At 65.3% G+C, this 12,766-nt stretch carries 13 protein-coding genes; 8 read left to right on the top strand and 5 right to left on the bottom strand.

Going from position 1 to position 12,766, the window contains the following annotated elements; translation table 11 throughout:
• Positions 1 to 94 precede the first annotated feature (94 nt).
• Positions 95 to 385, bottom strand: coding sequence for a muconolactone Delta-isomerase family protein (locus tag P9217_RS03385; RefSeq protein ID WP_095800096.1), 291 nt, complete (start codon positions 383 to 385; stop codon positions 95 to 97).
• Between the two features lie 116 nt (positions 386 to 501).
• Between P9217_RS03385 and P9217_RS03380 the strand changes: the two genes are divergently transcribed.
• Complete coding sequence (locus tag P9217_RS03380; RefSeq protein ID WP_278086659.1) at positions 502 to 1,392, top strand: LysR substrate-binding domain-containing protein; 891 nt, start codon at positions 502 to 504, stop codon at positions 1,390 to 1,392.
• A 70-nt stretch (positions 1,393 to 1,462) separates the two neighbouring features.
• Here the strand turns inward: P9217_RS03380 and P9217_RS03375 are convergent, their stop codons facing one another.
• Entirely contained in the window at positions 1,463 to 2,074 is a 612-nt protein-coding gene (locus P9217_RS03375; protein WP_066997348.1) for a TIGR00730 family Rossman fold protein, read from the bottom strand.
• 116 nt (positions 2,075 to 2,190) lie between these two features.
• Here P9217_RS03375 and P9217_RS03370 point away from each other — a divergent pair, with 116 nt between their 5' ends.
• From P9217_RS03370 to P9217_RS03355, 4 genes are all read left to right on the top strand, one after another.
• On the top strand, positions 2,191 to 3,786 hold the full coding sequence (locus tag P9217_RS03370) for a LysM peptidoglycan-binding domain-containing protein (RefSeq protein ID WP_278086660.1): 1,596 nt from the start codon (positions 2,191 to 2,193) through the stop codon (positions 3,784 to 3,786).
• A gap of 132 nt (positions 3,787 to 3,918) precedes the next feature.
• The gene (locus P9217_RS03365; protein ID WP_067321203.1) at positions 3,919 to 4,266 is read left to right on the top strand and encodes a metalloregulator ArsR/SmtB family transcription factor; all 348 of its coding nucleotides are present in this window, start codon (positions 3,919 to 3,921) and stop codon (positions 4,264 to 4,266) included.
• Positions 4,267 to 4,273: 7 nt separating this feature from the next.
• The gene (locus tag P9217_RS03360; RefSeq protein WP_278056420.1) at positions 4,274 to 6,157 is read left to right on the top strand and encodes an ABC transporter ATP-binding protein/permease; all 1,884 of its coding nucleotides are present in this window, start codon (positions 4,274 to 4,276) and stop codon (positions 6,155 to 6,157) included.
• Between the two features lie 131 nt (positions 6,158 to 6,288).
• Positions 6,289 to 6,630 carry an antibiotic biosynthesis monooxygenase gene (locus P9217_RS03355; RefSeq protein ID WP_127215985.1) on the top strand — a complete coding sequence of 114 codons (342 nt, stop codon included), beginning with the start codon at positions 6,289 to 6,291 and terminating at the stop codon, positions 6,628 to 6,630.
• On the opposite strand, the gene P9217_RS03350 is transcribed toward P9217_RS03355, so the two are convergent.
• Complete coding sequence (locus P9217_RS03350; protein ID WP_278056423.1) at positions 6,609 to 6,854, bottom strand: hypothetical protein; 246 nt, start codon at positions 6,852 to 6,854, stop codon at positions 6,609 to 6,611. The two genes, P9217_RS03355 and P9217_RS03350, sit on opposite strands and share 22 nt — an antisense overlap.
• Before the next feature lie 18 nt (positions 6,855 to 6,872).
• Here P9217_RS03350 and P9217_RS03345 point away from each other — a divergent pair, with 18 nt between their 5' ends.
• Positions 6,873 to 7,655, top strand: coding sequence for a phosphatidylserine decarboxylase (locus P9217_RS03345; protein ID WP_278056835.1), 783 nt, complete (start codon positions 6,873 to 6,875; stop codon positions 7,653 to 7,655).
• Positions 7,656 to 7,730: 75 nt separating this feature from the next.
• Complete coding sequence (locus P9217_RS03340) at positions 7,731 to 8,474, top strand: phosphatidylcholine/phosphatidylserine synthase (RefSeq protein WP_245299656.1); 744 nt, start codon at positions 7,731 to 7,733, stop codon at positions 8,472 to 8,474.
• A 242-nt stretch (positions 8,475 to 8,716) separates the two neighbouring features.
• Here the strand turns inward: P9217_RS03340 and P9217_RS03335 are convergent, their stop codons facing one another.
• On the bottom strand, positions 8,717 to 10,939 hold the full coding sequence (locus tag P9217_RS03335) for an AMP-binding protein (RefSeq protein WP_067321220.1): 2,223 nt from the start codon (positions 10,937 to 10,939) through the stop codon (positions 8,717 to 8,719).
• Positions 10,940 to 11,244: 305 nt separating this feature from the next.
• Complete coding sequence (locus P9217_RS03330; RefSeq protein WP_067321223.1) at positions 11,245 to 11,652, bottom strand: 4-oxalocrotonate tautomerase family protein; 408 nt, start codon at positions 11,650 to 11,652, stop codon at positions 11,245 to 11,247.
• 112 nt (positions 11,653 to 11,764) lie between these two features.
• Between P9217_RS03330 and P9217_RS03325 the strand changes: the two genes are divergently transcribed.
• Positions 11,765 to 12,619 carry a LysR substrate-binding domain-containing protein gene (locus P9217_RS03325; protein ID WP_278086661.1) on the top strand — a complete coding sequence of 285 codons (855 nt, stop codon included), beginning with the start codon at positions 11,765 to 11,767 and terminating at the stop codon, positions 12,617 to 12,619.
• Positions 12,620 to 12,766: the final 147 nt, after the last annotated feature.

Here is a 12,766-nt window from a genome sequence, read left to right as displayed (position 1 = left end):
ATACAGGGGCGTCGCGGGCGGGCCTTTTGCGTCGCTTCCTTGGTCGCTCATAGGTGCTGCCGGGTGAGCGGCAGCACCTCTCTTCATCCCGGTCTCAACGCTTCGGGCCGAAGCCGGGATAGGGATTGAGCGGCACGATCGCCGCGATGTTCATCATTCCGGCCTCGACCAGCGGCAGGGTGGCGAGATGGCCGCGCACCTCCTTGTCGTCGGCAGCCTCGAACATCATGCCGCTGCCGGGGATGTCACCGCGGTTCCAGACCTGGCGCACGGCGCCTTGCGCATAGAGCGTGCGCCGCTGCTCGGCTTCGCCCGGAAGCAGCGACGCGAAATCGCTATCGCTGAACTTTTCGGTGTTGCGGGTGAGAAGGGCAAAGAACTGCATGGCGGTCTCCTTTGTGGCCGGTTGATGCGGCAGATATCGCGCCGGCTGGTCAGACTGTCCAAGACTGATTATGATAAAGTTCAGACCTTGAAGGACTTAAATCGTAGAGACGCAGAATGCTCGACCTGCGGCAGATCCGCTATTTCATCGCCGTCGCCGAGGCCGGCAATGTCGGCCGCGCCGCCGAGCAGTTGCATATCTCGCAGTCCCCCTTGAGCCGGCAGATCATGCACCTCGAGGAGCAACTCGGCGTCACGCTTTTCGAGCGATCGAAGCAGCGCGTCCGTCTCAACGCCGAGGGCAGGGCTTTCCTTGCCGAGGCGCGCGCTCTGCTCGTCAATGCCGCGCGGCTGGAGGAGCTCGGCCGCAAGCTTGCAAGCGGCGCGACCGGCAGCCTCGCCATCGGCTACGTCGAGGGGGCGGTGCATGCCGGGCTGATCGCCGCGATGCTCAGGGAATTCCGCCGCGAGCGGCCGGATTTTCATCTGCAACTGAGAAGCCGCCGCACGGCCGCGCAGTTCGAGGATCTGCGCCAGCGCGTGCTCGACCTCGGATTCGTCTACGCGCCGGCGCCGCAAGGCGATCCGGATATCGAGAGCATGCTGGTGCGGCGCGAACCGCTGGTGCTGGCGATCCCCGAAGGCGATCCGCTTGTCGATGCGAGCGACATCAGGCCCCGCCATCTTGACGCCCGCGTCTGGATCACCGTCGTGCGCCAACCCGATGACACCAACCGCGCGCAGTTCCTGGCGGCCTGCATGGAGGCCGGTTTCGTGCCCGACATCGCCTACGAGACGGCCGATCCCTTGACCTCGCTCGGCCTGGTCAGCGCCGGGCTGGGCCTAGCGACGGTACAGGAAAGCCTGCAAAGCGCTGCGCCGGCCGGCATCGTCTTTCGCGACCTGCCATGGTTCAAGCGCAGCGTTGAAATCCATCTCGCCTGGCGGCGCAATGACCGGAGGGCGGTGATTGAGGATTTGAGGAGGACGGTGAGCGGTGAATGGTGAATAGCGAATGGTTGCTATCTGGCGGTGGACAGATTTCGGCTCACGCGATCCGCACTATTCACCATTCACCTTACATTTTGTCGATCACCGCCTGCACACCTTCCGTCGGCGCGTCGACCGACGAGCCCGCCACCATGATGGCGGCGACGATGGCCTCGGGGTCGTTGACCACCAGCGGCTTCACCCTATGTGCGGTGTGGATGAAGCCTTCGCCCGACATGTGCTCGATGAGCGCCAGCATCGGGTCCCAGAAGGCCTTGATGTTGGCGAACACGATCGGCTTGCGGTGATGGCCGAGTTGCGCCCAGGTCATGATCTCGACGATCTCCTCGACCGTGCCGATGCCGCCCGGCAGCGCCACGAAGGCGTCGGATTTCTCGAACATCCTGTGCTTGCGCTCGTGCATGTTGTCGGTGATCACCAGCTCGTCGAGCTTGTCGAGAGCGGTCTCGGTCGCCTCCTTGTTGATCAGGAAGCGCGGGATGATGCCGGTCACCTTGCCGCCGGCCTTGAGTGCCCCGTCTGCGACGGCGCCCATGATTCCCTTGGTGCCGCCGCCATAGATCAGGCGCAGGCCGGACTTCGCCAGCGAGCGGCCGAGCAGGTGGCCGGCCTTGACATAGGCCTCGTCGCGGCCCGGAGACGAACCGCAATAGACGCAGACGGATCGAATCGTGTTCATGTCATGATTGGTGATAGGGACGGTTGGCGCGGTCAAGCCCAAGGACGGGCTTTTTCTTGTGAGCTTGGTGAAAACACGCTAGACCGGCGTTAGGTGGCTAAGGGGCAGAAAAGATTATGGCTATCAATTCTTCCAAGGCGTTTTTGTTCGCGGCGGGCGGCGTTGCCGTCGTCGCGGCGGTCGCCTACGGGTCGGGCGCGCTCGACCCATACATCAACAAGCAGAATCCGCCGCAGGTCGCGTCGCTGCCGCAGGCAGGCACGAAGCCGGCCGAATCCTCAAGCACCTCCACCGAGGCGCGCGTACCGCAGGCGCAAGCCCCGGCCAATACAATGGCGCCGGCCAACAACACGATGGCGCCGGCCAACAAGATGGCGCCCGCCAACAATGCAATGGCGCCTGCCAACAACGCGACGGCCCCGGCGGAATCCGCCCCGGCCGCTCAGGCGCCGGCCGCCGCAGGACCCACACTGCCAACCTTCGATGTCGTGCGCGTCGAAGGCAATGGCTCGATTGTCGTCGCCGGCAGCGCGGCGCCCAATGCCAAGGTCGAGGTCCTGAACGGCGGCACGGTGCTCGGCTCGACCGATGCCGGTCCCGATGGTGCCTTCGCCATTGTGCTCGACGATCCGCTGAAGCCCGGCGACTACACGATCACGCTGCGCTCGACCGCTGGCGGCGTCGCCGTCGCCTCGGCGCAGACCGCCGTCGTCTCGGTGCCGCAGAGCCCGACCGGCCAGGTGCTGGCGATGGTCGAGGAGCCGGGCAAGCCGTCCGAATTGCTGACCATTCCGCAGCCCGCGGCCAAGCCAGCGGCACCTGCCGCCACCGGTCAGGCAGCCGACCCGGACGCGCAGGCCCCGGCCGCAACCGCGCCGGCGGCGTCTGCCCCGGCGGCGGCGCCGGCTGCAACGGCACCGGCAGCTACGGATCAGGCTTCGGCTCCCGCGACCCAGAACGCCGCCGCAGACGAACCGAAGATCGCCGTCGAGGCGGTTGAGATCGACGGCGGCAAGATCTTCGTCGCGGGCAGGGCCGATCCCGGCCGCAAGGTGCGCGCCTATGCCGACGATGTACTGCTTGGCGAGGCGAAAACTTCGCCTGACGGCCATTTCCTGATCGAGGCGGCGCGCGACATTCCGGTCGGCAACCACACCATTCATGTCGACGGCCTGGCCGACGACGGCGTCAAGGTCGTCGCCCGCGCCGCTGTCCCGTTCGAACGCGAGCCCGGCGAGTCGATTGCCGCCGTCGCGCCCAACCAAGCCAAGCCCGCCGACAGCAAGCTCGCCCAGGGTGCGGGGTCCAAGCCCGCGGAGGCAAAGTCCGGGGCGGCCAATCCCGCCGAGACGGCGGCGCCGGCCACCGGTACCGCCGAAGCGGGCAAGCCCGCCGCGACGGCCGACACGTCGGCCGAGGTCGCCGAAGCGAATCCTGCGGCCGACGTGCCTGAAACCATGGCGCCGAAGCTCGAACACGTCGATGGCGCGGTCATCATCCGCCGCAACGATACGCTCTGGCGCATCTCGCGGCGCGTCTATGGCCATGGCGTGCGCTACTCGACCATCTATCTCGCCAACCAGGATCAGATCCGCAATCCCGACCGCATCTGGCCCGGTCAGGTCTTCAAGGTCCCCGGCAAGTCGAAGGAAGGCGAGCCGGCCGACATGAAGGCCATGGGTGACCAGATGACGGCGCCAAAGACGGAGTAAGAGCGCAATCCCCCTCGTGGGGATGCCCGGCAGGGCAAAGGGGCGCTGCCCCGCCGGCGTTCGACACTTCCCACCTGCTACCCATCCGCCTGGCTTGCCCTCTCATCCTCCATCGTTTATCGGCGATGAACGATGACCGAATCCCTATCCGTCAACCGCGCCCTCAATAGCCGAGCCCTCGACAGCCGCGGCATCGCCACGCGGTTCGCGGCGCTGTCGCATCCGGCACGCATCGAGATCCTGAAGCATCTCTCGGCCAGTAGCTGCTGCTCCTGCCGCGAGGTGGTCGATCATCTCGATCTCGCCCAGTCGACCGTTTCGCAGCATCTGAAGATCCTGGTCGAAGCAGGGCTCGTCCGCTTCGAGGCGGATCGCCAGCGTTCACGCTACGCGGTGGACCGCGCTACGCTCGCCGAGGTCTCGGCGTCGCTCGCGGCCCTGGTCGATTCCTGCTGCGGCGAAAGCATGAAAGAAAGCTAAGAACAAAATGGCCGACAAGACCGTCTCCGCCGAAACCGGCACCCTCACCACTCTGCGCAATCTGTGGCCCTATATGTGGCCGGCCGACCGTGCCGACTTGAGAGCCCGCGTCACCTGGGCGACGCTGCTTCTCGTCGTCGCCAAGGTCACCCTGGTCGCCGGCCCCTATTTCTTCAAATGGGCAACCGATGCGCTCGCCCACGCCTCGAAGACGCCGCCGCCGCTGCCCGCCTTCATGCTCGCGCCGGTGATGCTGGTCATCGCCTATAATGTGCTGAGGCTGGTCCAGCTCGGCTTCAACCAGCTGCGCGACGCGCTGTTTGCCCGCGTCGGCCAATATGCGGTGCGCCAGCTTGCCTTCCGCACCTTCGTCCACATGCATCAGCTGTCGCTGCGCTTCCATCTTGAGCGCCGCACCGGGGGTCTGTCGCGCATCATCGAGCGCGGCACCAAGGGCATCGAGACGATCGTGCGCTTCGTCATGCTGAACACGGCGCCGACCATTCTCGAATTCGCGCTGACGGCCGGCATTTTCGCCTACACCTATGGCTGGAAATACGTCGCCGTGGTCGCGGTCACCGTGTGGATCTATGTCTGGTTCACGGTCAAGGCCAGCGACTGGCGCATCTCGATCCGCCGCGACATGAACGAAAGCGACACCGACGCCAACACCAAGGCGATCGACTCGCTCTTGAATTTCGAGACGGTCAAATATTTCACCAATGAGCGCATGGAAGCCGAGCGCTTCGACCGCTCGATGGCGCGTTATGAAACCGCCGCCACCAAGACCTGGACCTCGCTCGGCTGGCTTAACTTCGGCCAGGGTCTCATCTTCGGCCTCGGCACGGTCGTCGTCATGTGCATGTCGGCGCTGGAGGTGCAGGCCGGCACGCAGTCGGTCGGCGATTTCGTCTTCATCAACGCCATGCTGATGCAGCTGTCGGTGCCGCTCAACTTCATCGGCTTCATCTATCGCGAAATCCGCCAGGGCTTGACCGATATCGAGCACATGTTCGACCTGCTCGACGTGCCTCAGGAGATCGTCGACAAGCCGGACGCCAGGCCGTTGAAGGTGAGTGCCGGCAAGGTCGAGTTCCGCGACGTGCACTTCTCCTATGATTCAAACCGCAAGATCCTGAAGGGCGTCTCCTTCGAGGTGCCGGCCGGCAAGACGGTCGCCATCGTCGGCCCCTCCGGCGCAGGCAAGTCGACCATCTCCAGGCTTCTGTTCCGCTTCTATGACGTGCAGCGCGGCCAGGTGCTGATCGACGGCCAGGACATCCGCGACGTCACCCAGGAGAGCCTGCGCGCGGTGCTCGGCATGGTGCCGCAGGACACGGTGCTCTTCAACGACACCATCGCCTACAACATCCGCTATGGCCGCATCGGCGCCAGCGAGGAGGAGGTGCGCAAGGCCGCCGAACTCGCCCAGATCGGGCCGTTCATCGAAAAACTCCCCGACGGCTACCGCTCGATGGTCGGCGAGCGCGGCCTGAAACTGTCGGGCGGCGAGAAGCAGCGGGTCGCGATCGCCCGCACGATCCTGAAGGCCCCGCCGATCCTGATGCTGGACGAGGCGACCTCGGCGCTGGACACCCAGACCGAGCAGGAGATCCAGGCGGCGCTGGACCTCGTCAGCAAGGGCCGCACCACCCTTGTGATTGCCCACCGGCTGTCGACGGTGATCTCGGCCGACGAGATCATCGTGCTGAAGGACGGCCAGATCGCCGAGCGCGGCACCCACGCCGCGCTCTTGCGCCAGCAGGGCCTCTATGCCTCGATGTGGGACCGCCAGCGCGAGGCCACCGAAGCCGAGGAGCGCCTGCGCATTGCGCGTGAAAGCGACGAGTTCGGCGTGATCGTACGGAGAAGGACGTCGGAGGTGAGCTAGCGCCTACTTCCCCTTCTCCCGTAAGGGAAAGAGGAAAGGGTAAAAAATTCTATTGACCTCAACCTAGCTTGAGCTTGCAAACCGGCTCCGAACCCCTGCGAAGCAAGCCTTCCAAGAACGGAGACCGATCGATGAATAATAAAGATCAACGCGCTGGCAGCGTGTTCCGGGTCGACAAATTCGTCGTGCCGGCGGAAGCGCGCGACGAGATCCTCGGCAAGGTCAGGATGACGCACGAATTGCTGCGCCAGCAGGACGGCTTCGTGCAGGACTTCCTGCTCGAGCAGTTCTCCGGCCCCGGCGAATTCAACATCGTCACCATGGTCGAATGGGAAAGCCAGGCCGCGGTCGACAACGTCGTGCCGATCGTCAAGGCCGCGCACGAGCGCATCGCCTTCAGCCCTCAGGCAACGATCGCCCGCCTCGGCGTCAAGGCGGATATCGCGCACTATCAGCGCGTGCCGGAGGTGTAAGACGGCCAGCCTGCGCCGGGTGCAGGCGCGGCGACGCCCAGTACCTGGCCGGTGCGGGCGTCGCCGACCATGTTCTCGAAGCCGCGCCATTCGGCGGCGGTGATGAACAGCGTCCTGCCGTCGGCACCGCCCAGCATGCAGGCAAAGCAGCCCCGATCGACCTCGACCTTGTCGATTTCGCACCGCCCTCGCGCACCCTGACACAGTGCCGGCGCTAAAATCACGGCTATGAGTCCCTCGCTATTCGCCTCTCCCATTGTTGCGTTGCGGGGAGGGGGGCTTTCCGCTATTCAGACCGGACTGAAACAGCGACCGCCCCAAGCCCTATGACGCTTCTCGATACGATCAAGAATACGTTCGTTCCGATCCATCGCGAGGGCTATCCCTTTATCGCCGCCTTCGGCGCGGCAACGCTGTTCCTCGGCTATTTCTCCTCGATCCTGTTCTGGCTCGGGCTGATCCTCACCGGCTGGTGCATCTATTTTTACCGTGACCCAGAGCGCGTCACGCCGGTCGACGACCGGCTGGTGGTCAGCCCGGCCGACGGCGTGGTTTCGGCGGTCGGGCCTGCCGTGCCGCCGCGCGAGCTTGGTCTGGGTACGGGCGAAATGATCCGTATCTCGGTGTTCATGAATGTCTTTTCCTGCCATATCAACCGCGCGCCGGTGCGTGGCAGGATCACGCGCATCGAGCATCGTCCCGGCAAATTCCTCAATGCCGAGCTCGACAAGGCAAGCTCGGAGAACGAGCGCAACGGGCTGGTCATCGACAGTCCCAACGGCACCGTTGCCGCCGTGCAGATCGCCGGCCTTGTGGCGCGCCGCATCGTCTGCTGGGCCGAGCAGGGCGGCTCGATCGGCATCGGCGAGCGTTTTGGCCTGATCCGCTTCGGCTCCCGCGTCGACGTCTTCCTGCCGTCGAACGCCGTGCCGCGCGTCGCCGTCGGCCAGACGGCGGTGGGCGGCGAAACGGTGCTTGCCGAGTTCGGCGGCGCGGCGGTCGCCCCGCTGGTCAGGATTTCCTGAGCGGTGGGCGCGCCTTTCAAGAAGTTCGAGGCACACGCCAGCGGCGGCCCTCGCATCCGCGAAATACCGATGCGCATGGTGCTGCCCAATCTGGTGACCGTTCTTGCGATCTGCGCCGGCCTGTCCGGCATCCGCTTCGCCTTCGAGGACCGCTTCGAGCCGGCCGTGGTCATGGTGCTGCTCGCAGCCTTCCTCGACGGCATCGACGGCCGCTTGGCGCGCATGCTGAAGGCGACCTCGAAGTTCGGCGCGCAGATGGATTCGCTGGCCGATATCGTCAATTTCGGCGTCGCGCCGGCGCTGGTGCTCTATGCCTTCCTGCTCGACCGCGCCGGCTCGCCGGGCTGGATCGCGGCACTCCTGTTCACCATCGCCTGCGGCATGCGGCTCGCCCGCTTCAATGTGCTGGCCGACGACACCGACCAGCCGGCCTGGCAGACCGAGTATTTCGTCGGCGTCCCGGCGCCGGCGGGCGCGGTGCTGGTCATGCTGCCTTGCTATCTCTACTTCCTGCGGCTCGGCCTGGAACCGACCCGGGGGGCGGCCTTCGTTGCCTCTGGCTTCACCGTGCTCGTCGCCTTCCTCTTGGTCAGTCGCCTGCCGGTCTATTCGGGCAAGAGCGTCAAGGTGCCGGGAGACAGGGTGCTTCCGGTCATCCTCGGCGTCGTGCTCTACATCCTGCTGTTGATGGCCTATCCCTGGTACACGCTGACCGCCTCGGTCGCCGGCTACCTCGTCTTTCTGCCGTTTTCGGTGCGCGCCTATTCGAAGCGGGCCATGCGCGAAGGCGAGAAGGTGCCGCCTTCGGATATCGGGTAAGCACTGCGCCCTATCTCTCCCGTTGTGGGGGAAATAGCCATTTCAACATCTTAGCAAAGCTGAGCGTTAGAGATCGCAAGAGAGGGGAAAAGCGCTGACATGAGAAGTTGGCGCTCTACGAGATGTAGCCTCCGCGCCCTACGAAATCCCCTCTCCGGTATTTTCCAAGCACTTGCTCGGGGACAAGCCCGCTCGCGAATGCAGGAGAATGCTTTCTCCCCACACGAGGCGAGATAATCGCGCTAGGCCGCCACCCCCAATCCCAGCCGGTCGATCGCCAGCTTCCGCGCCGACACGTAATCCGTCTTGCCGGAACCCAGCACCGGGATTTCTTCCACCTTGATGATGTCATTGGGCACCATCAACTCGGCCGCGCCGGCCTTCTTGCCGAACTGGCGCAGCTCTTCGGCATTGGCATCGTCGGCCGTGGTGACCAGCACGATGCGCTCGCCGCGCCTTTTGTCGGGCACCGCCACCGCGGCATGGCGCTGTTCCGGCCACAGCGACTGCACCAGCATCTCGACCGCACCCAGCGACACCATCTCGCCGGCGATCTTGGCAAAGCGTTTTGCCCGCCCGCGGATGGTGATGAAGCCGTCGCGGTCGACCGAGACGATGTCGCCGGTGTCGTGCCAGCCCTCGAGCGGCTGCAACTCGCCGGGGCGGTCGGCGGTCATGTAGCCCATCATCATGTTCGGCCCGTCGAGCCACAGCCGGCCGCCCTCGCTGATGCCCTCGACCGGCTCAAGCTTCATGCGGATCGCCGGCAGCAGCCGGCCGACCGTGCCGTCGCGATTGTGGATGGCGGTGTTCACCGCCACCACTGGCGCCGCCTCGGTCAGCCCAAAACCTTCGATGATCGATGCCTGGAAACGGTCGCGGTAGGTGCGCCTTGTCTCGGGCTTTACCGCCTCAGCGCCGGCAACAACGAAACGCAGGCTGGAGAAATCGCCGTCCTTGGCAGTGCGGGCATAGTTGGCGAGGAAAGTGTCGGTGCCGAACATGACGGTCGGCTTCACCTTGCGCGCGATCTCCGGAATGATCTTGTAGTGCAGCGGCGAGGGATAGAGGAACAGTTTCACGCCGGTTACCAGCGGCAGGATAGTGCCGCCGGTCAGCCCGAACGAATGGAAGACGGGCAGCACGTTGAGCAGGATATCGGCCGGCGAGATCGTGATGCGCGCCTCGGCCTGCATGGCGTTGGCGAGAAGGTTGCGGTGCGACAGCACCACCGCCTTCGGCGTTCCTTCCGAGCCCGAGGTGAACAGGATCACCGCTGGTTTCGACGCCTGCTGCCGCTGCAGCGGAAAACGCCAGAAAAGCGCCGCCGCGACCTTGTCGAGCAAGGTCACGCTCTCGCGCACATCCTCCAGCCATAGCATCTTGGCGCCGCCCGCCTCGACGGCGGTGACGATGTCGTCGATGGCGGCCTTCTCGATGAACGCGCGAGAAGAGACCACTGTGCGAATGACCGCCGTGCGGATCGCGGCGGTGACGCTCGCCGGGCCGGCGGTGTAGTTGATCATCGCCGCGATGCGGGCCGCCGAGATAAGCCCGACAAAGGAGAGCACAATGCCATTGGCATTGGGCAGGAGCAGGCCGACCGCTTCGCCGGGCGCCGTCACCGCCTCGAAGCGGCGGCCGAGCACGCGCGCGCCGATGAACATCTTGCGATAGCTGAGCGCGCCCGAAATCACGTCCTCGATGATCGGATGCGAGGCACCGACGCGATCCGCCGCGTCGCGCATGGCCAGGAACAGGCCGCGGTCGAGATTGCTGCCGTAGAGCCGCGCCTCGGCAAACCGGTCGAACAGGGCGTTGGTGTTCGACGCCATGTCGGGGTTGCGAGCCACCAGCTCGGCCACGGTCATCGGTTCCAGCACGCTGAGCGACAGGCGCGGGAACCAGTGACGCGGCGCCTTGTCGGCCGGCGTCAGCGACATCGGCAGGTCGCGCGCACCGGCGACGAAGATCGGCACGATGCGGGCGTCGGCCTGCATGGCGATGCGGGTGATGGCGCGGAACAGCCGGAACGACTTGACGTCCGGCTCGACGTCGTCGGGCAGATAGACCGCAAGCCGGCCCTTGCCCTTCAGCACGCGCACCAGCCGCCGGCTGACGAAGAGATGTTCGGCATTGAAGGCGATGGTGCGGGCAAGCTCGCGCCACGGCTCCAGCCAGGGCGAGCGGGCCGAGGCCTCGTCCAGAATGTGCAGCGTGTCGTCAGGCAAGAGCGACAGCATCAGCGCCGGCTCGATGCGCGATTGGTGCGAAACGACATAGATCACCGGCGTGCGGGCATTGCGGGCAATGCGGATGCGGTCGTCGGCAATACGGTAGGCGAGCTTGAACGGCACGTAGAGCAACGCCTGGGTAAAGCGCAGATCGAGCCGGAACCTTTCGATCACGCCAATCAGCAGCCAGGCAAAGACAAGACCGGCAAGCAGCGCCAATGTCAGGATCATGCCGCTCTCTCCCAACGTCCTCCACGGTGCGGCTCTTGCGCGGCCGCTTCGGTGGCAGAAGGTAGCGGAAGTGGGGGCAAGGTCAATGTGGGGCTGGTAGGGCGCTCCCTTCTCCCCTTGCGGGAGAAGGTGGCCGAGCGAAAGCCCGGACGGATGAGGGTATTGGACGGATCGCTTCGCTGGATATGTAAGTGCCTGAAAGCAATCGATTCTTCCAGGCCGTGCTTCTTCCAAAACCTCTCATCCGTCTCGACGCTGCGCGCCGACCCACCGTCTCGCACAGGGGAGCGGGGAAAGGCGTGCCGCTACGCCACCTTCAGTCTCCCGCTGATGAAGCGGAACTCCTGGCTCTTGCCGCCAAAGCCGTAGGCCGCCGCCGGAACCTCATGCACCAGCGCGTAGCTTTCCTCATGGACGCCGCCGAGCAGGCGGCCGAAGGCGTCGAAAATCGCCTTGAGATACGCTTCGAGCTCGAGCTTGGTGTTGGTGCCGTCCACCACCTTGATGTCGAGCCAGAAGGTGCTCGTGCCATGCTCGGCCAGCGACTTGCCGCCGGCGAACCAGTGCTGCGGATCGACGTAGCTGATCGCAACCGCGGTGATGGTCGGGTCCTTGCGCAGTTGCGTGGCCGTAATCTCGGTGATCTCCTTCGCGATCGCGGCGGAACCCTTTGCGTCGGGCTCGCCGGTGACGCTGACATTGATGATCGGCATTTTTCTCTCCTTCGCTCTGACGGCTTCGCGCGGCCGATGAAGGGACCATGCCACTAGCCATGCGTCAAAAAAATCGAATTGTTTTTGACAATTACTTCGATATTATCGAATTATGGAAACTCTCGATCCCGACCTGCTCAAAACCTTCCTCGCCTTCGTCGATGGCGGCTCCCTGGCCAGGGCGGCGTCCGCTGTTGGCCGCTCCCCATCCGCCGTCACGGCGCAGATGCAGCGGCTGGAGGAGATCGTCGGCGAGCCGCTGCTCGCGCCCCAGGGCCGGGGCCGCGGCCTGACGCCTGCCGGCGAGGACCTTGTCGGCCATGCCAGGCGCATCCTTGCCGTCCACACCGAGGCCTGGCTGGCGCTGAAAGGCGCGCGCGTCGGCGGTCGCATCGCCATCGGAACCACGCAGGACTTCGCCGATCATGGCCTGCCGGAGCTGTTGCGCGCCTTCGCCGCCAGCCATCCGCGCGTCAGGATCGAGCTGCGCGTCGGCCGCTCCCTGGAGCTCGGGTCCGCGCTGCAGGCGGGCCAGCTCGATCTCGCGATCACCATGCGCCATGTGCCATCCCCGGATGAAGCGTTCCTGATCAGCGAGCCGATGCTGTGGCTCTGCTCGGAAAAAGGGCTGGCGACGCGGCAGGACGTGGTGCCGCTGGCGCTGCTCGATCCATATTGCGGCTTCAGGGAGGCTGCGCTCAATGCACTCGACGCCGCCGGCCGCCGCTACCGCATCGCTGCCGGCAGCTCCAGCCTTGCCGGCCTGCGCAGCGCGGTCAATGCCGGCATCGCGCTGACGCCGCGCACCCGGCGTCTTGCCCATTCCGGTATCGTGGAAGCGTCCCCCGATCTCGACCTGCCGCCGCTGCCAATGGCCGGCTTCGCCATCCGGCTCGGCCGCGAGGCGGCTCGTCCGCCGCGGGATCTCGCGGAGCTTCTGGGCAACGGCCTGGCGCTGCCGCCCTGAACGGCCAGGAACGCCCAAAGAAAAAGCCGACCTTTTTGCGGGTCGGCTTCTAGTCGGACGGGTCGAGGGGTTTGGGGGGACTTGGGGGGTGACCCGTCGATCTAACAATGCCTGAGTCGGGTGATGGTTCCGTGACCGCGAAAAAAA

The sequence above is a fragment of the Mesorhizobium sp. WSM4989 genome, from assembly GCF_029625795.1.
Classification (GTDB): domain Bacteria; phylum Pseudomonadota; class Alphaproteobacteria; order Rhizobiales; family Rhizobiaceae; genus Mesorhizobium.
This window is presented reverse-complemented; position numbering and strand designations above follow the sequence as displayed.